This window comes from Kribbella qitaiheensis, from assembly GCF_042657745.1.
In the GTDB taxonomy this organism is placed as follows: Bacteria; Actinomycetota; Actinomycetes; order Propionibacteriales; family Kribbellaceae; genus Kribbella; species Kribbella qitaiheensis.
Window position 1 is genome coordinate 79463 of the sequence record NZ_JBHSKE010000009.1, and the last position, 23009, is coordinate 102471.

Consider the following 23009-nt stretch of genomic DNA (forward strand, 5'->3'; position numbering starts at 1 on the left):
ATACACCGCGTGTATAGTCACTCCATGGCAACAGCTGAACTCGTTCTGGGACTGCTCCACAACGGGCCGGCTCACGGGTACGACGTGAAGCGCGGCAACGACGCCTGGTTCCCCGACAGCCGGCCGCTCGCGTTCGGGCAGGTCTACACGACGCTGGCCCGGCTCGAGCGCGACGAACTCGTCGAGGTGGTCGACCGGGGCTCGGACGGCGGTCCCGAGCGGACCGTCTACGCACTCACCGCGAAGGGCCGCGAGCACCTCGCCAACTGGCTCGCCGAGCCGATCCAGCCGGCCCTCGGCGGAGTCGACGAACTGGTCCGCAAGGTGGTCGCGACGATCCGCACCGGCGAGGACGCGACCACGTTCCTGACCCGGCAGCGGTCGAGCCACCTTCGCCGGATCCGCGAACTGAAGGCCGTGGCACCGGACGACGACTCGCCGTCCTGGCTGGTGCGGGACTACATCGCCATGCATCTGGACGCCGACCTGCGCTGGCTGGACAGCGCACTGGACCGGATCGCCCAACAGAAGGAGATCAGTCGATGACCGACCTCGCCCTCGAGATGCGCCGGGTGGAGTATGCCTACCGCCGCGACGTGGCACTGAGAGGAATCTCCCTCGCGGTCCGCGCCGGCGAGGTGGTGCCGTCGGAGGAGCCGAGGGCTGTCAAGGGAGCTGGAACCCGGGGTTGAGGGGCCCCGGGTTTCTCCTGAAGTGGGGCTGGCATCACTGAGCCGGCAACGGCCTGCACATAGCCTCAGGGCATGTGGTTGTGGCAGTTCGCGCTGGCGGTGGGCTTCGGGATCGGGTCTGCCGTCATCCCCGTGTTGAACGCGGAGGCGTACGTCCTCGGTGTGGGCGTCTCCGGCGCGCTCGATCCGGTGGTCGCCGCGGTCGGGGTGTCGGTCGGCCAGACCATCGGGAAGGTCGCGATGTTCCTGGCCGTGCGCTACCGCCCGGGCTACGCGGCGAAGAAGGGGAAGGAACCCAAGCCGCTCAACCTGGAAACCCGGTGGGGCCGGTTCGTGCAGTGGAACCGCGATCTCAGCAAGCGCCTCCTCGACGCCCTGAGCGACCGCCGCTGGGGCATCCCCGTCACCCTGCTCAGCTCGTCGGTCGGCATCCCCCCGCTGTACGGCGTAGCCCTCATCGCCGGAGCCAGCCGGATGGGCGTCGTCACCTTCACCCTGTCCGTCCTGGCCGGCCGCCTGGCCCGCTTCGTAACCCTCGCCCTCGGCGTCGGCCTCTTCTGAAGACGGCTTACGTCTGCGAGGGCTTGCGTCCGAAGAACCGCGGAGGCGTCTCCTCAGGTCTTCGGACGCAACAGGTCGGGTCAGGGTGTGAAGGTGCGGCCGGTCAGTTGTTCGTAGGCGTTGATGTATGCCGAGCGGGTGCGGGCGATGACCTCGTCCGAGAGAGGCGGCGGGGCCTCGCCCGATTTGCGGTCCCAGCCGGAGTCGAACTGGAGCCAGTCGCGCACGATCTGCTTGTCGTACGACGGCTGCTGCTTTCCCGGCTGCCACTGGTCGGCCGGCCAGAAGCGGCTGGAGTCCGGCGTCAGCACCTCGTCCGCGAGCACGATCGTGCCGTCGCGGCGAGCGCCGAACTCGAACTTCGTGTCGGCCAGGATGATCCCGCGCTGCTCGGCCCGGGCATGCGCCTCGCGGTAGATGTCGAGGGTGAGCCCCCGCAGCGACTCGGCCGTCTCCACGCCGACGGTGGCGACCACAGCGTCGTACGAAACGTTCTCGTCATGCTCGCCTATGTCGGCCTTCGTCGCGGGGGTGAAGATCGGCTCGTCCAGGCGCGAGCCCTCGACCAGGCCGGGCCGCAGCGGGATCCCGCAGACCTCGCCAGTCGCGTTGTAGTCCAGCAATCCCGAGCCGCTCAGATACCCGCGGGCGACGCACTCGACCGGGAACATGTCGAGCCGCTCGCAGACCACCGCGCGCCCGGCGACCTCGGCCGGTACGTCGGTCGACAGGATGTGGTTCGGCACGTCCAGCTGCTCGAACCACCACAGGCTCATCGCGGTCAGCACCTTGCCCTTGTCCGGGATCGGCGTGTCCAGGATCCAGTCGAAGGCGCTCATCCGGTCGCTCGCGACCATCAGCAGGTCGCCCGACTCCAGCTCGTACAGATCCCGGACCTTGCCGGAGTGGATGTGCTTCGCGCCGGGGATCTCGACAGCCTGCGGAGGGATGATCACACCCGGGATTGTTCCACCCGCCGACGCCTGGCCAGCAACCCGGCCACCTTGCCCCCGACGCCGAAGAGCCCGTCGCGGAGCGTGCAGAGCACCCGGTTGTCGAGCTGACCGATCGTGCCGATGCTCCTGGACCGCTTGACGAGCTTGGCCGTCGCGGGACGCCGCTCGGCGTCGTACCGGCTCAGTGCTGTCGGAAGATCCTCGGTCGCGCTGAGGTGTCGGGCGAGCGCGCCGGCGTCCTCGATCGCGGAGCACGCGCCGCGGCCGAGGTTCGGCGTCATCGCGTGCGCGGCGTCGCCGAGCAGGACCACGCGGCCCTCGACGAACGGGGCCAGCGGCAGTGGCAGGTCGTAGATGTCGTTCTGCAGAACGGATTCCGGCGGTGTCCCGGCTAGCAGGGCGGGGATCGGTTCGTGCCAGCCGCCGAAGAGCCTGGTGACGTCGTCGTGGATCCCGCCCGGACCGACCGGTCGGCCGGCTTCGCGGTTGGCCGTGGCGTACCAGTAGATCCGCCCGTCGATGAGCCGGGCGAACCCGAACCGCTGCCCGCGTCCCCACGTCTCCCCGCCGCCGTCGCTGATGTCCGCCTCTGCGATCCCCCGGTACGCCGTGTAGCCGGAGTACCGCGGTCCTTCGTGTGACGGGTGGAGCGTGCGGCGGGTGATGCTGCGGATCCCGTCGGCCGCGATCACCAGGTCGGCCGGGAACTCCTCGTCGCCTGCGTCAGGACTAGTGCCGGTGATCGTGACGACCGAGTCGTCCTGGGTGAGGCCGGTGACGGTGATGCCGGTGCGGACGGTGATGCCGGGGCCGAAGCGGGCAGTGATCAGGTCATGCAACTGCGCCCGGTGGATCATCACCGGGATCTCCACCCCGATGTCGGCGGCCTCGACGAGCCAGCGGCCGCTCGGCTGCCGCATCCCGGCCGCCGAACCGGTCGCTGCGGCCTTCTCGACACCCTGCACGCCCAGGTCTTCCAGCACGGCGACGGCCGACGGCCACACCGAGATGCCCGCGCCGACCTCGCCCAACTCCGGCGCCCGCTCCAGCACCGTGACCTGCCAGCCGCACTGCTCCAGCGCGACGGCCGCCGTCACCCCGCCGATCCCCGCTCCCACCACGATTGCTGTCCTCATGCCCGCTGACTCTACATCTGTAGAGGCGAGTTGGGTAGAGTGTGCCGCGTGACGAAAAAGGTGCCGCTCGGCGAGGACCGCCAGGCAGCCATCGCCGATGCAGCCATCCACCTCGTGGCCACCCGCGGTCTCCGCGGCCTCACCCACCGAGCCGTCGACGCGGAAGCCGGCCTCCCGCCGGGCTCGACCTCGTACTACCTCCGCACTCGCTCGGCCCTCCTGACCGCCTGCGTGAACCGCATGCTGACCCGAGACCTGACCGCCCAGCCCCCTCCTGGCGCAGCCGGCCCGGCCCCGGACCGAGCAGCGACCGATGCAGACCCCGTGGATTTGTTGGTCGGGATGGTCGTGGACCTGGTGCGGGATCGGCCGGACGACCTGGTCGCGCGGTACGAGTTGTCGCTCGAAGCAAGCCGTCAGCCGGAATTGCGAGAGGCGATCATCCAAGGCGGGCGGCAATTGCGCGAGGGGCTCGCCGGCCTGCTCGCCGCGCTCGGGATCGCCGACGCGGAAGCAGCCGCCTGGCCGGCCGCGGCGATGATGGACGGCCTCATGTATGACCGGGTGGCCGGCGCTGGGACGACGTTATCCCCCGAGGCTTTCGAGGCCGCAGTACGGCGGAGCCTCAAAGCCCTGCTCATCGGCCTCAACCAGCACTGACCACGGCCGCCACGCGCGGCTCTGCGAAGTGAGGGCTCCTTACAGTCGAAGCGCGGCCGGTTTCAGCCCTGGGGGTGCGAACATGCCGCTGTCTGCTGCCCAACGCTCCGCCCGGATCAGTACCGCGGAACCGCCGGCCGACACCAAGATGATCCTGCGCAGAGCCGTGGTGCTCGGGGCGAGCATGGCCGGGCTGGTCGCGGCGCGGATGCTCAGCGATCACGCCGAAGAGATGATTGTGATCGAGTGGGACGAATCCCAGGCGACGGACGAGCCGCGACCCGGAGTACCGCAAGGCTCTCAGGTCCATGCCCTGCTGCCGGCCGTGCAGGCGACACTCGACCGATGGTTCCCCGGCTTCTACGCCGACGCCGTCGCGGCGGGCGCGATCGTGCCGCAGCCGGGCAGTGTCGAGCTCTACTTGGACGGTGCCCTCAAGGTCACCTCGCCGACCCAGACGGTCAATCCCGCAACGGTCAGCACGCGGCCGTTGCGGAGGTTCGCGGCTGTCGTGGGGGATGCGCGGCAGTTGGACTAGGCAGACGACAGTGTCGACGTGACGTTGCTGCTTGGACCGCTGTATCACTTGGTCGAGGCGGCGGATCGCGCGCGGGTGCTGGCCGCGGCTGCCCGGGTGACGCGACCGGGTGGGATGGTGGTTGCCGCAGGCATCAGCCGGTACGCCGGGTCGCTCGAGTGCGGCAACAACGGCCGGCTCGCCGAGGACAGCCTTCACCTGTTCACGGACGCCCTCGCGACCGGTCGGAACTATGACGATCCCGAGGGGTTCACGAACGCGCACTTTCACCATGCGGAGGAGCTGCGCTCGGAGTTCGAGAGCGCGGGGCTCGCCGACATCGCAGTACTGGGTGTCGAAGGCCCGGCAGCACCGAGTCTCGAGAACGCCACCCTCGACGAGGTTCCCCGCCTACTCCCGTCTGCCATTCTCCTGGCCCGGTTGCTGGAGACCGACCCCCTGATGATGTCCGCCGGCCTCCACTTCCTCGCCTTCGGTCGCGTCTCCTAGCGAGTACGGCGCTCCGTCGGCTTGTGGACAACTTGGCCGGATCCGATGCCTGCGTCGAGTTTCGGTCAATCTTCGGGATCCCTTACAAATAAGGGCCTTCCGGACCAGAAACTGTCGGCGGCGGTGTCTAGGGTCTCGGGTATGGAGATCTTGGGTGAGCGGCCAGCATGGTCGATGAGTGACAGCGAGATGCTGGCGACTCTCGACGCGCTCCACGCCGAGATCTCCCGGTTGCAGACCTACCGCCTGCAGGTCCTGGCCGCCTACGACGCGACCGGCCACGCCGCCACCCTCGGCGCCGGCGACACCGCCCGGCTGCTGGCGTTTCGGCACCGCCTCGACCCCGGTGTGATCAAGCGTGACCTGGCCCTGGCCAAGGCGCTCCGGAAGTATCCCGCCGTGGCCGACGCCCTCCCACCGGTCAACCCCGACCCAGTGCACGACACCGACGGTACGGACGCCGACGGTAGCGACACCGACGCCAATCCGGACGAGCCGGACAGCAACCCGGGCGTGGAGTCCGAAGCCGATGCAGGGGTGGTGTTGTCACCGGCGCAGGCCGCGGCGATCGTGGCCGAACTGGAGAACGTCCCCAAGACCGTCGCGGTCGAAGACCTGGCCGTCGCCGAGGAACAACTCGTCGCCCTGGGCCGCCACTTCAACCCCTCGGAACTGCGCAAGGCCGCCCGCCGGGTCCGGGACCTGCTCGACGCCGACGGCCCGGCGCCGGAAGAGGACAAGGCCTACGCGCGCGAAGAGTTGCGGCTGAGGACGGCCGAGCGGGGGGTGAAGTTCAGCGGTTACCTGGCCAACGACAACGCCGAACTGTTCCAAGCCCTGATCCTGGAGGGTTCCAAGCCCCGCAAGACCGTCACCGGCGAGTTGGACCCGCGCGGCCCGGACAAGCGCCGCGCCGACGCCCTCACCGACGTCCTCAACGTCGCCTCCAACGCCATCACAGCAGCCAGCCCGCGCACGCCAGCCGACACCGACCAGGCAACCCTCACCGCAACCGGCAACGACGACGGTGCAAGCAGCACGGGCAATGGTGCCCGGACTGGTGCTTCCGCGAGCGGTGCCGCGGCGGTGGCCGGGCACGGCCCGAAGGCGCACATCACGATCACCATCGACCTCAAGGACCTCACCGACGCAGGCGCCCACGCGGTCGGCACCCTGGTCCACGGCGAAGGACTGTCCGCCGGCGCGATCCGGCGGCTGGCCTGCGAGGCGCAGATCATCCCGATCGTGCTCGGCGCCAACTCCGAACCCCTCGACGTCGCCATGGCGCAGCGTTTCGTCAACCGCGCCATGCGCCGCGCCCTCAACGCCCGCGACAAAGGCTGCGTCGTGTGCAAGGCCCCGCCGATCTTCTGCGACGCCCACCACCTGATCTCCTGGATCGACCACGGCCCCACCGCCCTGACCAACCTGGTCCTGCTGTGCCGCCGCCACCACATCGACACCCACCACGGCCACTGGCACATCACCCTCCACGGCGGCACCGTCACCGTCGCCAGACCTGCCTGGGCCGACCCCAACCCCACCCGAACCCGCTACCGCACACCCACCACCAGCTACCGCGGCCACGGAGCACTACCCAGCCATGCCCGGAACCGCGCCAACCACCCGGCACACACCACCACCGTGAATGGCGCCGCTGCCACCGTGGACAACCCGGCCGCGCAGTTCGACCCCTGTGCGGATCCCGACCCACCCGAACCAGGCACCGGCAGACACACCCATCCACCCGACGACCCGACCCCGGGTCACCGGGCCCTGCACCACGCCAACAACTCGCGACCGGCCACCACCGCTGATGACCGGGATCGGGACTGGCGCCCTGCCGTCATGCGGTCCACGGAGCCCAGGACAGGACCGCCATGCGCGCGACCGGGCTGAGGTCCCACGACGCAGCGCACCTCGTCCGGACAGGGCAGCTGAGGATCACGCCACGCCGGGCGAGGCTGCCGTGCGCCCGCTCCGACGGCCGGCATTGCGGAGCTTCCCGCCTGACCAACCCGCACCGCCGATCCGCCCGCCTGACCGACCCGCACCGCGGATCCAGTCGTCTGACTGATCTAACCTGCGGGGCGAAACGCCTCGCCACAGCCAGGTCGCGCGGATCGGTAGCGTGCTGTTGGTCGAGGGCGATCGCTGGCTAGTACTGATCTCCGGGTACGCCGACCATCGGCCGGGCGGCGATCCGGTGGATTCCCGCGACGCTCCACGCCTCCTGCCCGTCGGAGCACCTGGGCTCCGGCCAGCCCTCGACCAGCCCGCGCACTCGTACTTCAAACAGGTGCGCGTAGTCGTCAACGCTGCCCGGCTCGCCCATCCCAGTTCGCTCAGCCATCCGAGCACCATCTTCCGCGCGCTACGGCAGGGCCTGTTCCGCACCTCCTGACTCACGGCCGTCTTACTTCGGGCGGTTGGCTCAAAGGCGGTCCGTGACGGTGATGAAGGTGAAGTAGGCGACGCCGACGACCATGCCGACGTGGCCGAGCAGGGACAGGCCGGCGCCGGAGCCCCAGGCATCGGTCGCCTTGTCCTTGGCGTGTTTGCTCGCGCTCGGGAGCCAACGGGCCAGCAGCAACAGTCCGACGATTGCCAGCAGCCACCAACCGACCAGCGCCACGAGAGCGATCTCGCGGCGAGCGATCACGAGGGCGGCGATCCAGGCCAGCAGGGTGAGCACACCGACCGTCGTATGCACCCGCACCAGGGCACCCGAAAAACTCGCCACGCCGCTCGATCGCGTCTCACTCGCGCTCTCACCTCCGAGCCGGACGCGCGTCAACAGCACGACGACCGCGCCGAGCGCGGTCAGGAACCAGGTGACGTTCGACCATTCCACGTCCCGATCCTTACCCCACCATTCACTCAAACGAACGCATGAAGCGTGTCGCTCCTCTCGCCCTCCGTGAGCAACACGCTCCCGCGGCGTCTAAGTGGTCCTACGCACCAGATGGCAGTCCCTGCCATTTCACCTCGTCAGGTGGTCCTGGCCTGACCGTCAGACTGCGTGCCCTGCCCAGGCACCTGCTGTCCCGGAGGTACCGTGCCCGAGTCCTGCGTCCCGTCCGTCCCCTGCCCAGGCACGGTCCCCTGCGTCCCGTCGCCGGGAACTGTCCCCTGCCCAGGCACAGTTCCCTGCCCCTGCGTGCCCGGGGCCGTTCCCTGGCCCTGCTGGGTGCCGGGCGCCTGCTGGGTGCCCTGGCCAGGCTGGGTGCCCTGCGGAAGCTGCCGGAACCGACCGCCGCCGGGCCCGTTGAACTGCGTCTGCCCAGTCCCGGTCCCCGAACTCCCCCACGCATGCCCGACCGCAGTCCCGCCCAGGAACGCCAGCACAGCCAGCAGCGACCCGGCTCCGGCAAGGACAACTCCAGTCGGCTTCCCATCCCCAGACCGCCACCGACTCTTCGCTGCGGCCGACGCACCAGCCGGTACTCCGGTGCCTGTGGCACCCGCCGCGGCGGGTACTCCGGTTACTGGGGTGCCCGCCGCGGCCGGTACTCCGGTTACTGGGGTGCTCGACGCGGATCCGACACCCGGATTGCCTGGTGCTGGGGTTCCATGGCGGGCTGCCTGCCACTGCTGTTCCGGCTGCGCGTGTCCTGGCTGCCCAGCGCCGGCAGCAGGCGTCGGGTTGCCTGTTGGGCCCTGGGGGTTGGTGACCCAGTGCGGGACGTTCGGGCGGGGCGGGGTACCGGCGGGGTTCTGTGTCATCTCTGTCTCCGGGTTGTCAGTTGGTGGTGGTGAGGTCGTAGATGGTGGTGGAGCCGACGGTCTGGGCCTGGAAGTTCTCGGCCACCCAGGTGCTGATCTCGCTCGAGGTGCCGCCGCCGCGGCCGCCACCGAAGCCGCCACCACCGGATCCGATGAAGTAGTGGACCTTGCCTTGGGCAACCAGTTCCTGGAACTGGGCCAGGGTCGGCGCCGCGTCGGTTCCGTTGAAACCGCCGATCGCCATCACGGGAACCTCGGCCGCGATCTGCACCGGCGCCGCTCCGTTCGCGGTGACCGCCGCGGCGGCCCAGGTGTACCCCTTGGCGCCCTGCTGCAGCAGCGTCACCAGCTCGTTAGACACCCCGCTGATCCCACCGCCGCCGAGGAAGCCGCCGCCGACGCCACCCTGCCCGCGACCGGTCGTACCGGTCCCGCCCTGACCGGCCGTTCCACCCTGGCCGTTCGTGGTGCCCGGCGCGCCTTGCCCGTTCGTAGTACCGGTTCCACGCTGGCCGTTCGTAGTACCGGTGCCGCCCTGGCCGGGAGGTGCGCCCATCGGGCCGCCGCCTCCGCCGCCCATCCGGCCGGCGGCGCTCGCCGGGCCGGCCGACGGGAGTGCGCCGGCGTGGGCCGTGCTGATCGTCTGGATCGAGTACGCCGCAGGTCCCGCGAGCGCCGTCAACGCCAGCAAGGTAGCGGCGAACAACCCGGCTCGACGTACCGTCGTACGACGCAGCTCGAGCTCCGGCAGGATCATCACCAACCCGGCAGCCGCAACCCCGGCGATGAGGATCGTCCAGCGCAGCCACGGCAGCCAGGTGGGTGTCGCCTGCAGCAAGGAGAAGCTCCACCCGGCCGTCAATAACGCGCCGCCGGCAAGAGTTGCGCGCGGCAACCACTCCGCCCGCCGGCGCCACAGCACCATCGCAGCGGCACCGATGAGCGCGCCGATCGCCGGAGCGAGGGCGATCATGTAGTAGCTGTGGATGATCCCCTGCATGTAGCTGAAGACCAGCCCGGTGACGACCAGCCACCCACCCCACAGAATCGCGAACGCCCGAGTCTTGTCAGTACGCCCGGCACGCCCAGCAGCCACCACCAACACGATCGTCGCCAGCAACGCCGCCGGCAGCAGCCAAGCGATCTGGCTGGCGAACTCCCCGCCGAACAGCCGCTGCAGACCGGTCGCGCCACCCCAACCGGGGTTCCCGACGCCACCGCCGACAGAACCGGCCTCGTTGCCCGTCAGCCGCCCGAGGCCGTTGTAGCCAAGGGTCAGCTCGAGAATGCTGTTCGTCGTCGATCCGCCGATGTAGGGCCGAGCCGAGGCCGGCATCAACTCCACGATCGCGACCCACCAGCCGGCACCGACCACCAGAGCGGCCAACGCCCCGAGACTGTGCAGCAGGCGCTTCCCGAGCGCGGGCTTGCCGGCGATCAGATACGCCAAGCCGAACGCGGGCAGCACCAGGAACGCCTGGAGCATCTTCGTCAGGAACCCGAAGCCAACCAGCACCCCGGCCAGCGCCATCCACCGCGCAGCATGCCGTTCCGAGTCGATCGCCCGAGTGACAGCCCAAGCACCCGCCACCAGGAGCAGGATCAACAGCGCGTCCGGGTTGTTGAAGCGGAACATCAGGACGGCGACCGGCGTCAGCGCCAGGATCGCGCCCGCGAGGAGAGCCGCGTTCGCCGAGAACCACCGCCGCACGGACACGTACAGGAAGGCGACACTCGCGACTCCCATCAGCGCCTGCGGGATCAGCATGCTCCAGACGCCGAACCCGAAGATCCGACCGGACAGCCCCATCACCCACAGCGAAGCGGGTGTCTTGTCCACGGTGATGAAGCTCGACGAGTCGAACGCCCCGAAGAACCAGGCCTTCCAGCTCGTGGAACCAGCCTGCACGGCGGCCGCGTAGTACTCGTTGGCGTAGCCGTTCTTGGACAATCCCCACAGATAGGCGATTGCCGTCAGCAACAACAGTCCGCCGTACAGCAGCCTCTCGCGGCTGATCGAGTACGCCGTGACGAAGCCGCGAGGTCCCGCCCGGCCGTCGGCGTGCGGGGACGCCGGGGGGACGCTGCGGGGTTCGGTGATCGTGCTCATCAGTTGCTCCGGGTGGTGTCGAGAACCGCCGGGGGTTCGAAAGTGGGAAGGGTGGGTGCCTTGTCGTCGAAGACCCAGCTCTGGAAGAGGGCGAACCGGACCACCGTGGCGGCCAGGTTGGCGATCGTGAGTACCGCGATCTCGACGCCCTGAGCCGGTACTGCGACCGCCGTGTGCAGCAACCACAACGACGAGGCGGTCAGACTCCACCCGATGGCGAAGGTGACCAGCCCACGTAGCTGGTGCCGGCCGCGGTTCTCCACGCCGCGGACGCCGAAGGTGATCCGGCGGTTCAGCGCGGTGTTCCCGACGGCGGTGATCAGCAGCGCGAGAACGTTGGCGAGCTGGGAAGGCATCGCCTGGCGCAGCCCGAGGTACAGCAGGGCATAGGCGACGGTGCTCAGCACACCGATGCCGGCGAAGCGCAGTACGCGAGCCGCCAACGCGGTCCGCGGATCGGCAATCGCGGGACGCCCGAAGGCCTGCCGTACCGGCTCGAGCGGGATGCGGCCGCGGCCGAGATCCCTGCTCAGCCTGGCGATTCCGCGCAGGTCCTCGACCACCGTCTTGGCGATCGCGACCCGGGTGTCCAGGTCGTCCACCCAGTCCACCGGGACCTCGTGGATCCGCAGCCCCGCGCGCTCGGCCAGTACCAGTAGTTCTGTGTCGAAGAACCACTCGGTGTCCTGCACGAGCGGCAACAACTCCGCCGCCACCTCGGCCCGGATGGCCTTGAACCCGCACTGCGCGTCAGAGAACCGCTGGCCCAGCGTGGCCCGCAGCAGGAGGTTGTAGCCGCGCGAGAGGAACTCCCGCTTCGGCCGCCGGACCACCCGGGAGCCAGGGGCCAGACGAGTCCCGATGGCAACGTCGCTGTGGCCTGCCAGCAACGGCGCGACCAGCGGCAGCAGTGCGGACAGATTTGTCGACAAGTCAACGTCCATGTAGGCGAGCACGTCGGCCGTGCTCTCGGACCAGGCCCGCTTCAGCGCACGGCCGCGGCCCGGCTGCTCGAGCCGGATGATCCGGACGCCGGGCAGCTCGGCCGCCAACTGGGAGCCGACCTCCCAGGTGGCGTCGGTACTGCCGCTGTCGACGATGCAGACCTCGGCCGCGAACGGAAACGCGGTGTCCAGGAATTCCCGGAGCAGCCTGACGTTCGGGCCGAGGTCGTTCTCCTCATTCAGAACGGGTACGACGATCTCGACCCGAGGGTGACCTGGTGTCTGCATGTCACCGATGCTGTCCGGCGAACCTTAGGCAGCCCCTGTGCCCGGCTGGCAGTTCCCTGGGAGTCCACCACAGCGGTCCGCCCGCGGCCGCAACCGCCCGCTCGGATAGAATTCGAGCCGATCCCACCCGTGCCAGGAGGCACCCACTCTGCCCCGGCGCCGCTCAGACGCCGACCCTTGGCGCGACGAGGCGCCGTACACCGCCCGGCCGGAAGGCCGTCGCCCAGACCTGCCTGGAGTACCCCATGCCCTCGCTGACGCCCGGGTCAGCCACGCCCGCGTCCGAAATCACCTCGCTGCGCGCCGTACTGCGGTCGCCGCGGCGGCTGCGCGTCGAGATACTGGCGGGTCTGGTGGTCGCGTTGGCCCTGATCCCCGAGGCGATCAGCTTCTCGATCATCGCGGGCGTCGATCCGCGGGTCGGCCTGTTCGCCTCCTGCACGATGGCGGTGTCGATCGCGTTCCTCGGCGGCCGGCCGGCGATGATCTCGGCGGCGACCGGCGCGGTGGCGCTGGTGATCGCGCCGGTGATGCGCGACCACGGGTTCGACTACCTGATCGCCACGGTGCTGCTGGCCGGGGTGATCCAGATCGTCCTGGGCGTGCTCGGGGTGGCCAGGCTGATGCGGTTCATCCCGCGCTCGGTGATGGTCGGCTTCGTCAACTCGCTGGCGATCCTGATCTTCCTGGCCCAGCTGCCGCACCTGATCGACGTACCGTGGGCGGTCTATCCGCTGGTGGCCGCGGGGATCGTCATCCTGGTGGGACTGCCCACACTGACCAAGGTGGTGCCCGCACCGCTGGTCGCGATCGTGGTGCTGTCGGTGCTCGTGACGGTCGCGTCCGTCGGGGTTCCGACCGTCAGCGACGAGGGCAAGCTGCCGGACAGCCTGCCGTCGCTGTTCTGGCCGAACGTCCCGCTGAACCTCGAGACCCTCCGCATCATCGCCCCGTACGCCCTGGGCATGGCGCTCGTCGGCCTGCTGGAGTCGCTGATGACGGCCAAGCTCGTCGACGACGTCACCGACACCCCGTCGTCGAAGACCCGGGAGGCCTGGGGACAGGGCGCCGCCAACGTCATCACCGGGTTGTTCGGCGGGATGGGTGGTTGCGCGATGATCGGCCAGACGATGATCAACGTGAAGGCGTCCGGCGGCCGCAGCCGGCTGTCCACCTTCCTGGCCGGGGCGTTCCTGCTCGTCCTCGTGGTCGGCCTCGGCGACATCGTCGGCGACATCCCGATGGCCGCCTTGGTGGCGGTGATGGTCATGGTCTCGGTCGGCACCTTCGACTGGCACAGCATCCGCCCGCGGACCCTGCGCCGGATGCCGCGCAGCGAGACCACGGTGATGGTGGCGACCGTGATCGTGGTCGTCGCGACCCACAACCTCGCCATCGGCGTCGTCGTCGGCGTGCTGGTCGCGATGGTGCTGTTCGCCCGCCGGGTGGCCCACTTCACCCAGGTGACCGAGACCGCGCGGCCGGACGAGAACACCAAGGTCTACAAGGTGACCGGCGAGCTTTTCTTTGCCTCAAGCAATGATCTGGTCTACCAGTTCGACTACCTGAACGACCCGGCGACGGTACTGATCGACCTCACCGACTCGCACATCTGGGACGCCTCGACCGTCGCCACCCTCGACGCCATCACGACGAAGTACCGGCGCTACGGCAAGACCGTCGAGATCATCGGCCTCAACCCGGCCAGCGCCGAGCGCCACGACCGGTTGGCGGGACAGCTCAACGCTTCTCACTAGTCTCATTGGCGGGTGCGCCGGAGCCAGAGCAGGCCGAGGACCGGAAGTACGACGGGGATGAAGAGATAGCCCTGGCCGAAGTGGGACCAGACGGTCTGGTCCGGGAAGTCGTCCGGAGCCAGGTAGCTGAAGGCGCCGATCGCGAGGACGCCGACGAGTTCCACCGAGATCGCGGCGAAGGCGACCTTGCGGGAGACGTCCGTTGCCTTCGCCAACGCGAAGGTGGCCGCGCAGTAGATGACCGCGGCAACGGCCGACAGGACGTACGCGATCGGTGCCTCGGAGAACTGCGTCGCGATCTGTACCGCGGCTCGCGAGGTCGCCGCCAACGCGAAGATCCCGTACACCGCGATCAGGATCCGGCCCGGCCCGTGCCTGGTCGCCTCCGCGTCCGCCATCTCAGGCGACCCAGATGTCGTGCAGCCGCAGTTCCAGCACCGGGATCACCAGACAGGCGACCGCCAGCGCGCCCGCTCCCCAGCGACTGCTCTCCGCGAGAGCCCAGAGGGCACCGACGGGCAGGACGAGCAGCGCGCCGATCAGATACCCGACGAAGAACGGCCCCGACACGTCCCGGTCAGTGCCGACGAGCTGGACGATCCCGACCACCAACTGGGCCAGCAGCGCCACCTCGACGACGCCGAGCAGGCCGAGCAGCCACCAGTTGATCCGGCGATCGAGGGCAGCCAGCACCACAGCGAAGACCATCGCGGCGAGCGATAGGGCGACCAGGGCCCAGGTGAGCGGATCGAACACGAGCTAGAGGATGTCACCCGGCGAGTAGGTCGCGGCTTCGGGGTAGCGCTTCGCGAGCAGGTCGATCGAGGCGACCACGCTGTTCACCTGGGCGAGCGCCGCGCCGGTGAACGAGAGCGGTTCGCCGACGATCCCGACGATCTGCTCCTCCGTCAGGCCGAGCCGGCCGTCCTCGCCGAGCCGGCGGAACAGGTCGTTGCCCGGCAGCCCCTTGCGCAGATCCAGTGCCGTACTGACCGCGTGCTCCTTGATCACCTCGTGCGCGGTCTCCCGTCCGACGCCGTTCTTCACCGCGGCCATCAGGACCTTGGTGGTGGTCAGGAACGGCAGGTACCGCTCCAGTTCACGCGCCACCACGGCCGGGTAGACCCCGAACTCGTCGAGCACCGTCAGGAACGTCTCGAACAACCCGTCCAGCGCGAAGAACGCGTCCGGCAGCGCGACCCGCCGTACGACGGAACAGAAGACGTCGCCCTCGTTCCACTGGTTGCCGGCCAGCTCGCCGGTCATCGAGGCGTACCCGCGCAGGATCACGGCCAGGCCGTTCACCCGCTCGCAGGACCGGGTGTTCATCTTGTGCGGCATCGCGGACGAGCCGACCTGGCCCTCCTTGAACCCCTCGGTGACCAGCTCGTGCCCGGCCATCAGCCGGATCGTCGTCGCCAGGCTGGACGGCCCGGCCGCCAGCTGCACCAACGCGGTGACCACCTCGTAGTCGAGGGACCGCGGGTAGACCTGGCCGACGCTGGTGAGCGTCCGGCGGAACCCGAGGTGCTGAGCCACCTCCGACTCCAGCCCGGCGAGCAGCTTCTCGTCCCCGCCGAACAGGTCGAGCATGTCCTGCGAAGTACCGACCGGGCCCTTGATGCCGCGCAGCGGGTACCGGTCGATCAGCTCCTCGAGCCGCGCGATCGCCACCAGCAGCTCGTCGGCAGCCGACGCGAACCGCTTGCCCAGCGTGGTCGCCTGCGCGGCCACGTTGTGCGAGCGCCCGGTCATCACCAGCGCCGCGTGGTCCGCCGCCTTCTGGCCCAGCTGTACCGCGGTAGCCACCGCACGGTCGCGGACGAGCTCCAGGCTCGCGCGGATCTGCAACTGCTCGACGTTCTCGGTCAGGTCCCGGCTCGTCATGCCCTTGTGCACGTGCTCGTGCCCGGCGAGCGCGTTGAACTCCTCGATCCGCGCTTTTACGTCGTGCCGCGTGACCCGCTCGCGGGCGGCGATCGACTCCAGATCGACCTGGTCCACCACCCGGCTGTAGTCCTCGATCACCCCGTCCGGCACGGCGACCCCGAAGTCCTTCTGAGCGCTCAGCACCGCCAGCCACAACTGCCGCTCGAGCACGATCTTGTGCTCCGGCGACCACAGCTCAGCCATCGAAGGACTGGCATAACGAGCAGCGAGAACGTTCGGGATCCGGGGCTTGCGGGAAGTCGACACGTCCTCCATTGTCCCTGGTACTGCGACTCGCCTGGTACGGCGGGTAGACCCTCGGTACGCCGGCCGGCCGGTGTACCGAAGGACAGGAAGTAGTCGCCGTACAGACCACTGCCTGGCGCGGCGCACGCCTCAACCCTCGGCGACTACCCCAGCACTACCTGTCGCTCCGTACACCCCACCCCGGTAAGGCTGCATCGGAACGACGAACGCCGCGACCAGGGGTCGCGGCGCTCTCAGCGGTCTTACCGGTTGAGTTCGATCTCGCCGCGGGATGCCTTCAAGGCGATGTCGGTGCGGTGCTGGGAGCCCTTGATGAGGATCTGGCCGACGCCGGCGTACGCGCGCTGGCGGGCCTCGTCCAGGTCCTTGCCGGTCGCGGTGACCGCGAGGACCCGGCCGCCGGCGGTGACCACCTCGCCGCCCTCGATCGCAGTACCTGCATGGAAGACGCGGACGCCTCCCGCCTCGGCCTGCTCGATGCCGGTGATCACGTCACCGCTGCGAGGGTTGGCCGGGTACCTCTTGGCGGCGACCACCACGGCGACGGAGGCACCCGTACGCCAGGCCAGCGGTCCCTGGGCCTCCAGCTTGCCCGTCGCCGCGGCGTACAGGAGTCCGCCGAGCGGTGTCTTCAGCAGCGGCAGCAGGGCCTGGGTCTCGGGGTCACCGAAGCGGCAGTTGAACTCGATCACCCGGACGCCGCGCGACGTCAGCGCCAGGCCGGCGTAGAGCAGCCCGCTGAACGGCGTACCGCGCCGGCGCAGTTCGTCGACGGTCGGCTGGAGCACCTTCTCGGTGATCTCGTCGACCAGCTCATCCGGTGCCCAGGGCAACGGTGTGTAGGCGCCCATCCCGCCGGTATTCGGGCCCTCGTCGTTGTCCGCGAGCCGCTTGAAGTCCTGCGCGGGTTGCATCGGCAGCACCGTGACGCCGTCGGTGATCGCGAACAGCGACACCTCCGGGCCGTCCAGGAACTCCTCGATCAGCACCTGCTCGCAGCCGGCCGCGTGCTCGAGCGCCTCCTCGCGATCCGAGGTGACCACCACGCCCTTCCCCGCGGCGAGCCCGTCGTCCTTCACCACGTACGGCGGGCCGAAGGCGTCGATCGCCTCGGCGGCCTGCTCGGGCGTGGTACAGACGTAGGCGCGACCGGTCGGCACGCTCGCGGCGGCCATCACGTCCTTGGCGAAGGCCTTCGACCCCTCGATCTGGGCCGCCTCCCCGGACGGGCCGAAGACCGCGATCCCGGCCGCGCGGAGCGGATCGGCGAGCCCGGCGACCAGCGGCGCCTCCGGCCCGACGACCACCAGATCGGAGCCGAGCCCGGTCGCCAGGGCCACCACCGCGTCCTGGTCCGAGATGTCCACTGGTCGGCAAACGACCGTTTGCCCGTCGTACGCCGGTTGCAACGCCGCGATGCCAGGGTTGCCCGGGGCCGCGACGACCTGCTCGACATCAGGGTCCTGGCTCAGTGCCCAGACCAGTGCATGTTCGCGGCCGCCAGAGCCGATGACTAGAACCTTCACGACGCATGAGCCTAGGGCATCTCGTCCGCGGGTGCGCAGGCGCGCGAGCAGTAACCGGACGCACCTGCGCGGCTGCGTGAGCCCCGGACGGTGTAAGACTGCGCCGTGACTGGAGGTATTCGATTGACTACAACTACCGCGCCGGCCCGCCCCGGCAGCCGACCGACCGCCACTCCCGCACCGGTGCGCCCTCGCAGGCGGCCGACCGCCGGCTCAGTGGCTTCCTGGCTGATGCTGTTGCCCTGCGTGGTGATCTTCGCCCTCTTCATCGTCTGGCCGCTCGGCAAGTCCGTCTCGCTGTCCCTGCACGGCTCCGACCTGTTCGGCCGCCCGGACGCGTTCGTCGGCCTGCAGCACTACCGCGACATGCTGGGCAGCGCGGAGTTCCGGCACATCCTCTGGGTCACCTTCGCCTTCGTACTGCTGACCGTGATCCCGGGCGTGCTCGGCGGGCTGGCGATCGTGCTGCTGCTGGAGCAGCACATCAGGGGGATCCGGATCTTCCGGACCGCGTTCGCGCTGCCGTTCGCGTTCTCGGTGGCCAGCGCCTCGGTCATCTTCGCGACCATCTACAACCCGGCGATCGGCCTGGCCAACGGGCTGCTCGGCCGGTTCGGGGTGGATCGGATCGGCTGGCTGACCGATCCCGGCTGGGCGCTGATCAGCGTCGCCATCACCACCGTGTGGATGAGCATCGGCTACAACGTGCTGGTGCTGTCGGCCGGGATCGGGGCGATCCCGACCGAGATCAACGAGGCGGCCACCCTGGACGGCGCCGGCGGCTGGCGGGCGGCCCGGTTCATCACCGTGCCGATGCTCGGCCCGCAGTTGTTCTTCCTGATCGTGATCTCGACCATCCAGTCGCTGCAGGGCTTCGGCCAGATCAAGATCCTCACCCCCGAAGGCGGACCCGAGCAGTCCACCAAGACGCTCGTGTACTCGATCTACCACACCGCCTTCGCCAACAACGCCAGCGACTTCGGCGCCGCCTCGGCGCAGGCGATCGTGCTGCTCGTCATCCTGCTCGCCTGTACGGCGATCCAGTTCGGCGTACTCGAGAGGCGGGTGCACTACAAGTGAGGAAGCTGACCGCCGGACGACTCATCACGTACGCCGTACTGGTGGTCGCCGCGCTCGCGGTGATCTTCCCGGTGTACTACGTGATCGCCGGCTCGATCATGTCCCCCGGGCAGATCTCCGCATATCCCCCGGACCTGTTCCCGCACGGCGTGTTCACCGGCAACTACGAGGGAGCCACCTCCACCACCGCGATCGGCCGGCAGTACCTGAACTCGATCCTGCAGACCTCGGTGATCACCCTCAGCCAGCTGGTCACCAGCGTGCTCGCGGCGTACGCGTTCGTCTTCATGAAGATGTGGGGCCGGACCGTCCTGTTCGGGTTGTTCCTGGCCACGTTGATGGTGCCGTGGGAGTCGATCGTGCTGCCCAACTACCTGACCATCACCGGGTGGGAGCTCGGCGGCCAGCGGCTGACCGCGTCGTACGCGGGCACGATGATCGCCCTGGTGCTGCCGTTCCTGGCGAACGCGTTCGGGGTCTTCCTGCTGCGGCAGTCGTTCCTGCAGTTCCCGACCGAACTGCGGGACGCGGCCGTGATCGACGGGTGCGGCCACTGGCGCTTCATCCGGCGGATCCTGCTGCCGCTGAACAAGCCTGCGCTGATGGCTGTCGGTCTGTACGTCTTCCTGGCCGCCTGGAACCAGTTCTTCTGGCCGCTGCTGATCGGCGACAACGCCAACCGGCGGACGCTGCAGATCGGCATCAGCCAGCTGAACGACGTCGAGGCGGCCGACCCGGGCCTGATCCTGGCCGGCGTCACCCTCTCCATCCTTCCCACCCTGGCCATCGTGATCTTCGGCCAGCGCTTCATCGTCCGCGGCCTGACCGCGGGCGCGATCCGGTAATCGAGTTCGACGAAAGAGGCACAGCGATGCGATCTGTCCGACAACGGCGTACGGCGACCGCGGCGGCCCTGCTGGCAGTGGTGGCGCTGGTCGCCGCCGGCTGCGGTGGCGGCGACTCCAGCGGCGACACCGCGAGCGGCGGCCAGGACGCTCCCGGCGCGAACGCGCTGGACCAGGCCACCGGCGTCACAAAGGTGACCTTCTGGCATGGCATGAAAGGCGCGAACGGCGAGGCCGTCGACAAGCTGGTGAAGGCGTTCAACGCCGAGCACACCGGCAAGATCGAGGTCACCGCCGTCTATCAGGGCGACTACGACGAGACGATCACGAAGTACAAGACCTCCGTGCAACAGGGCAACACGCCCTCGGTCGTGCAGATCTACGACATCGGCTCGCGGTTCATGATCGACTCCAAGCAGACCGTGCCGGTGCAGAGCTTCGCCGACAAGGACGGCTACACGCTGGACTCGATCGAGCCGAACATCGCGAATTACTACTCGATCGACGGCAAGCTCAACTCGATGCCGTTCAACACGTCGATGCCCTTGCTGTACATCAACAAGGAAGCGTTCGTGAAGGCCGGGCTGGACCCTGCGAAGCCGCCGACCAATCTCGACGAGATCATGGAGGCCGCCAAGAAGCTGACCGTCAAGCAGGGTGGCAAGACGGTCCAGTACGGCTTCAACGCCGCGATCTACGGCTGGTTCATGGAGCAGTTGATCGCCCAGTCCGGCTCGACATACTGCGACAACGACAACGGCCGCAAGGACCTCGCCACCCAGGTGAACTTCGCCGACGAGCAGGGCGTCAAGGTGGCCACCTGGTACCAGCAGATGGTCAAGCTCGGCTACATGCCCAACACCGGCAAGAAGACGGATGACGCGCAGGCGGTGTTCAAGTCCGGCACCTCCGCGATGCACCTGGAGTCCACTGGCTCGCTGCGCGGCTACCTGGACGCGGCGAAGGGCAAGTTCACCGTGCTCACCGCGCCGTTCCCGAAGCTGACCGCCTCCGACACCGGCGGTCCGATCATCGGCGGCGCCTCCCTATGGGTCGACGGCCCGGGTCACTCCGACGCCGAGAAGCGCGCCTCCTGGGAGTTCGTGAAGTTCGCGTCATCGCCCGCCCAGCAGGCCGCCTGGCACACCGGCACCGGCTACTTCCCGATCAACTCCAAGGCCCTCGACCTCCCCGAGGACAAGGCCTGGGTGGCGCAGTACCCGCAGTTCACCACCGCCATCACCCAACTCCACAACACCAAGCCCTCGAACGCCTCCTCCGGCTGCATCCTCGGCGTCATGCCCCAAGCCCGCAAGGCCTCCGAAGACGGCCTCGAAAAGGCAGTCCTAGGCACCGACCCCGCCCAAGCCATGAAGGCGGCAGCCGACTCCATCAAGCCCCAAATCGACCAGTACAACAAAACCGTCCAGAAGTAGGCTTCTCCTTCCTAGCTCTTACGTCCGAAGAAGTGCGGAGACACCTCCGCACTTCTTCGGACGTTGTGCTTGTGCTACGGACTTGCGGGCGCGCGCGGCTCGGGGTCGGCGGGTGCTGCCACCAATGCTCGCAACTTTCCGCCCGCTGACCTCAAGGCGCAAGTGGGCCTACAAAGTCGCCGAGTCGTGGATTCGGGTTGCCGGCAACCGATTGCTGGACTCGTGGATCCACGAGTGAGTGACCACTCATCTGCGTCGTTCTGCCTGAGCCAGGCGCCGTGAACACCAACTGGGTACCTTGGAAAGGAAATACCCTGTCCAAGGTGTCGAGCTGGTGTTCACGGCGGTCCCCGCACCACGCCGGGGAGGGCGGAGTCCGGTGACAGCCAACGACTTGCCGACAGTTGGCGGTTGCGGCGCGACCGCCGAGGTGACCCGCTGGAGATCGGCACCGTTGATGTTCACCCGTCCTCAGACCCACCAAGACGACGACGCATCTGGTCAATCTCCGCAGTCAGTTCGTCGCCTGATCCAGGGATGCCGACTGCGTCCTCATGCAGCTGCCGCAGCTCTTCTACGGCCGCCTGCCGCTGACCAGCGCTGATACGAAGCCGCGCGAGGCTCAAGCGCAATGCCAGGACGTCGTGGCTGTCACCATCCACCTGCTTGTAAGCGCGAATGATCGACTCGAGTTCCGGAATCGTTGCGTCGGTTTCGCCGAGCGCTATCCGGCAGACGACCGCCTGCCGCCGGTAGTCCAGCGTCTCCTCATCGAGCGGCCCCTGGATCCGCTCGAAAGTAGCCGCGAGCGCTTCGAACTGCGGCGCCGCTCTGCGGTAATCACCCCCGAGGAGCAGCGCGGCCGCATAGCTGATCCGCAGGTCGAGCACAGACGTACCTTCGGCACCGAAGGCCGCCGAGGCGCGCGGAAGCAACTCGGCCAACAAGTCCGTGGCCTGAGTGAACCTCTCGCCGTCGACCAACTCCTCGACCTCCGAGAGGGCGCTATCGATCTCCCGTTGATCAACAACAGGATCAACCAGCGGCTCAACCGACGCACCAGCGACAGGACGCGGCCGCGGCGCGCCGGGACGTCGGTACGGCCTCGTCGGATCGGGCACCGCTCCAGCGGGGAGTTCCTGATCGTCGGCAGAGGGTTCCGCCGTAGGCAGGAATGGCACGAGCCGGTCGTACACAGCCCAGGCACTCTGAGGCCGCTCGGTCGGCCGCTTGGCCAGCAACTCGAGCACTAGGCCCTCAAGCTCAGCCGGCACCTCCGGAACGATCCGCCGCAACGGGGTCGGCTCAGCCTCCAGATGCTGGTACATCAACGCGATCTCGTCCTCGGCGTCGAACACCCGTTGCCTGCTGAGGACCTCATGGAGCAGACAGCCCAGCGCGTACAAGTCGCTCTGTGGGCTGATCGGCGCATTCTGGATCTGCTCAGGCGACATATAGGGCTTGGTGCCGATGACCCGCCCAGTCGATGTCAGCTTGGTGACGCCACTGCGCAGTACGGCGGCGATGCCAAAGTCCAGCACCTTCACGCCGCCGCCTTCGGCGATCATGATGTTGCCCGGCTTGAGGTCGCGATGCACGATGGGAACCGCGTGCGCGTAGGACAGAACCGCACAGATTTGCGCCGCGATGGAGGCAGCCCATGCCGTCGGCAGGGCGCCGCGTTCGGCGAGTACATCAGCGAGCGAAACCCCGTGAACGAGCTGCATCACGATGAACAGCCGATCGACACTGGAGTCGAAGGCTGCGTCGTAGACCGCCGGCACGCCAGGATGCTCGACCTTCGCGGTGACCCTCGCCTCGCGCTTGAAGCGGCCGATCAGCTCCTCGCGATCCTCGTCCGTGTCGACGATGCCAGGACGAATCAGCTTCACTGCGATGTCGCGGTCGAGCACCGTGTCGTACCCACGCCAAACCTCGCCCATGCCTCCCCGGCTAATGGGCGTGGTCAACTCATAGCGTCCGGCGATGACCTGTGACGAAGCAGCCACGCCCCTCCTCCCCAAGGTGTCTGGACAGTTTGCAGCCCGTCACGCTCCGCGATCAAGCCC

At 68.6% G+C, this 23009-nt stretch carries 22 protein-coding genes; 11 read left to right on the top strand and 11 right to left on the bottom strand.

Features of this window, described 5'->3' with window-relative positions; all coding sequences use genetic code 11:
• Nucleotides 1-24: 24 nt before the first annotated feature.
• From ACFPJ1_RS10290 to ACFPJ1_RS10300, 3 genes are all read left to right on the top strand, one after another.
• Nucleotides 25-546 carry a PadR family transcriptional regulator gene (locus tag ACFPJ1_RS10290; RefSeq protein ID WP_380103256.1) on the top strand — a complete coding sequence of 174 codons (522 nt, stop codon included), beginning with the start codon at nt 25-27 and terminating at the stop codon, nt 544-546.
• Nucleotides 543-692, top strand: coding sequence for a hypothetical protein (locus ACFPJ1_RS10295; RefSeq protein ID WP_380103258.1), 150 nt, complete (start codon nt 543-545; stop codon nt 690-692). The genes ACFPJ1_RS10290 and ACFPJ1_RS10295 overlap by 4 nt, the downstream gene beginning before the upstream one ends.
• Nucleotides 693-764: 72 nt before the next feature.
• Entirely contained in the window at nt 765-1253 is a 489-nt protein-coding gene (locus ACFPJ1_RS10300) for a hypothetical protein (RefSeq protein WP_380103260.1), read from the top strand.
• 80 nt (nt 1254-1333) lie between these two features.
• Here the strand turns inward: ACFPJ1_RS10300 and ACFPJ1_RS10305 are convergent, their stop codons facing one another.
• Both ACFPJ1_RS10305 and ACFPJ1_RS10310 read right to left on the bottom strand, forming a co-directional pair.
• A complete protein-coding gene (locus ACFPJ1_RS10305; RefSeq protein WP_380103262.1) occupies nt 1334-2209 on the bottom strand; it encodes a phosphoribosylaminoimidazolesuccinocarboxamide synthase in 876 nt (291 codons plus the stop codon).
• Complete coding sequence (locus ACFPJ1_RS10310) at nt 2206-3345, bottom strand: FAD-dependent monooxygenase (protein ID WP_380103264.1); 1140 nt, start codon at nt 3343-3345, stop codon at nt 2206-2208. The genes ACFPJ1_RS10305 and ACFPJ1_RS10310 overlap by 4 nt, the downstream gene beginning before the upstream one ends.
• A gap of 48 nt (nt 3346-3393) precedes the next feature.
• On the opposite strand from ACFPJ1_RS10310, the gene ACFPJ1_RS10315 reads away from it, so the two are divergent.
• The 4 genes from ACFPJ1_RS10315 (at nt 3394) to ACFPJ1_RS10330 (ending at nt 6931) form a co-directional block, all read left to right on the top strand.
• Nucleotides 3394-4005: a TetR/AcrR family transcriptional regulator gene (locus tag ACFPJ1_RS10315; protein WP_380103267.1), complete on the top strand. Its 612-nt coding sequence runs from the start codon at nt 3394-3396 to the stop codon at nt 4003-4005.
• A gap of 82 nt (nt 4006-4087) precedes the next feature.
• Entirely contained in the window at nt 4088-4543 is a 456-nt protein-coding gene (locus tag ACFPJ1_RS10320; RefSeq protein WP_380103268.1) for an FAD-dependent monooxygenase family protein, read from the top strand.
• A gap of 18 nt (nt 4544-4561) precedes the next feature.
• The gene (locus tag ACFPJ1_RS10325; protein ID WP_380103269.1) at nt 4562-5032 is read left to right on the top strand and encodes a hypothetical protein; all 471 of its coding nucleotides are present in this window, start codon (nt 4562-4564) and stop codon (nt 5030-5032) included.
• 141 nt (nt 5033-5173) lie between these two features.
• A complete protein-coding gene (locus ACFPJ1_RS10330; protein WP_380103270.1) occupies nt 5174-6931 on the top strand; it encodes an HNH endonuclease signature motif containing protein in 1758 nt (585 codons plus the stop codon).
• A gap of 259 nt (nt 6932-7190) precedes the next feature.
• Here ACFPJ1_RS10330 and ACFPJ1_RS10335 read toward each other — a convergent pair whose 3' ends face one another.
• The 4 genes from ACFPJ1_RS10335 to ACFPJ1_RS10350 form a co-directional block, all read right to left on the bottom strand.
• Entirely contained in the window at nt 7191-7385 is a 195-nt protein-coding gene (locus tag ACFPJ1_RS10335; RefSeq protein ID WP_380103271.1) for a hypothetical protein, read from the bottom strand.
• Between the two features lie 81 nt (nt 7386-7466).
• Nucleotides 7467-7886: a hypothetical protein gene (locus tag ACFPJ1_RS10340; RefSeq protein WP_132284002.1), complete on the bottom strand. Its 420-nt coding sequence runs from the start codon at nt 7884-7886 to the stop codon at nt 7467-7469.
• Nucleotides 7887-8774: 888 nt separating this feature from the next.
• A complete protein-coding gene (locus ACFPJ1_RS10345) occupies nt 8775-10868 on the bottom strand; it encodes an ArnT family glycosyltransferase (RefSeq protein WP_380103272.1) in 2094 nt (697 codons plus the stop codon).
• The gene (locus tag ACFPJ1_RS10350; RefSeq protein ID WP_380103274.1) at nt 10868-12100 is read right to left on the bottom strand and encodes a bifunctional glycosyltransferase family 2/GtrA family protein; all 1233 of its coding nucleotides are present in this window, start codon (nt 12098-12100) and stop codon (nt 10868-10870) included. Before ACFPJ1_RS10350 ends, ACFPJ1_RS10345 begins: the two co-directional genes overlap by 1 nt.
• A 245-nt stretch (nt 12101-12345) precedes the next feature.
• On the opposite strand from ACFPJ1_RS10350, the gene ACFPJ1_RS10355 reads away from it, so the two are divergent.
• Nucleotides 12346-13857 carry a SulP family inorganic anion transporter gene (locus tag ACFPJ1_RS10355; protein ID WP_380103275.1) on the top strand — a complete coding sequence of 504 codons (1512 nt, stop codon included), beginning with the start codon at nt 12346-12348 and terminating at the stop codon, nt 13855-13857.
• Between the two features lie 2 nt (nt 13858-13859).
• Here ACFPJ1_RS10355 and ACFPJ1_RS10360 read toward each other — a convergent pair whose 3' ends face one another.
• The 4 genes from ACFPJ1_RS10360 to purD form a co-directional block, all read right to left on the bottom strand.
• Entirely contained in the window at nt 13860-14255 is a 396-nt protein-coding gene (locus ACFPJ1_RS10360) for a hypothetical protein (RefSeq protein ID WP_380103277.1), read from the bottom strand.
• A gap of 1 nt (nt 14256) precedes the next feature.
• Nucleotides 14257-14613, bottom strand: coding sequence for a hypothetical protein (locus ACFPJ1_RS10365; protein WP_380103279.1), 357 nt, complete (start codon nt 14611-14613; stop codon nt 14257-14259).
• Between the two features lie 3 nt (nt 14614-14616).
• Nucleotides 14617-16053: an adenylosuccinate lyase gene (gene purB, locus ACFPJ1_RS10370; RefSeq protein ID WP_465261069.1), complete on the bottom strand. Its 1437-nt coding sequence runs from the start codon at nt 16051-16053 to the stop codon at nt 14617-14619.
• 242 nt (nt 16054-16295) lie between these two features.
• A complete protein-coding gene (gene purD / locus ACFPJ1_RS10375; protein ID WP_380103280.1) occupies nt 16296-17579 on the bottom strand; it encodes a phosphoribosylamine--glycine ligase in 1284 nt (427 codons plus the stop codon).
• 231 nt (nt 17580-17810) lie between these two features.
• Between purD and ACFPJ1_RS10380 the strand changes: the two genes are divergently transcribed.
• Genes ACFPJ1_RS10380 through ACFPJ1_RS10390 form a run of 3 tightly spaced genes read left to right on the top strand, consistent with a single transcriptional unit; the run spans nt 17811 to nt 20940 of the window.
• Nucleotides 17811-18659 carry a carbohydrate ABC transporter permease gene (locus tag ACFPJ1_RS10380; RefSeq protein ID WP_380103281.1) on the top strand — a complete coding sequence of 283 codons (849 nt, stop codon included), beginning with the start codon at nt 17811-17813 and terminating at the stop codon, nt 18657-18659.
• Nucleotides 18656-19504 (top strand): carbohydrate ABC transporter permease, encoded by an 849-nt coding sequence (locus ACFPJ1_RS10385; RefSeq protein ID WP_380103282.1) that lies wholly within the window; start codon nt 18656-18658, stop codon nt 19502-19504. The genes ACFPJ1_RS10380 and ACFPJ1_RS10385 overlap by 4 nt, the downstream gene beginning before the upstream one ends.
• A gap of 26 nt (nt 19505-19530) precedes the next feature.
• Nucleotides 19531-20940: an ABC transporter substrate-binding protein gene (locus ACFPJ1_RS10390; RefSeq protein WP_380103283.1), complete on the top strand. Its 1410-nt coding sequence runs from the start codon at nt 19531-19533 to the stop codon at nt 20938-20940.
• A 461-nt stretch (nt 20941-21401) separates the two neighbouring features.
• Here ACFPJ1_RS10390 and ACFPJ1_RS10395 read toward each other — a convergent pair whose 3' ends face one another.
• Entirely contained in the window at nt 21402-22949 is a 1548-nt protein-coding gene (locus ACFPJ1_RS10395; protein WP_380103284.1) for a serine/threonine-protein kinase, read from the bottom strand.
• Nucleotides 22950-23009 lie beyond the last annotated feature (60 nt).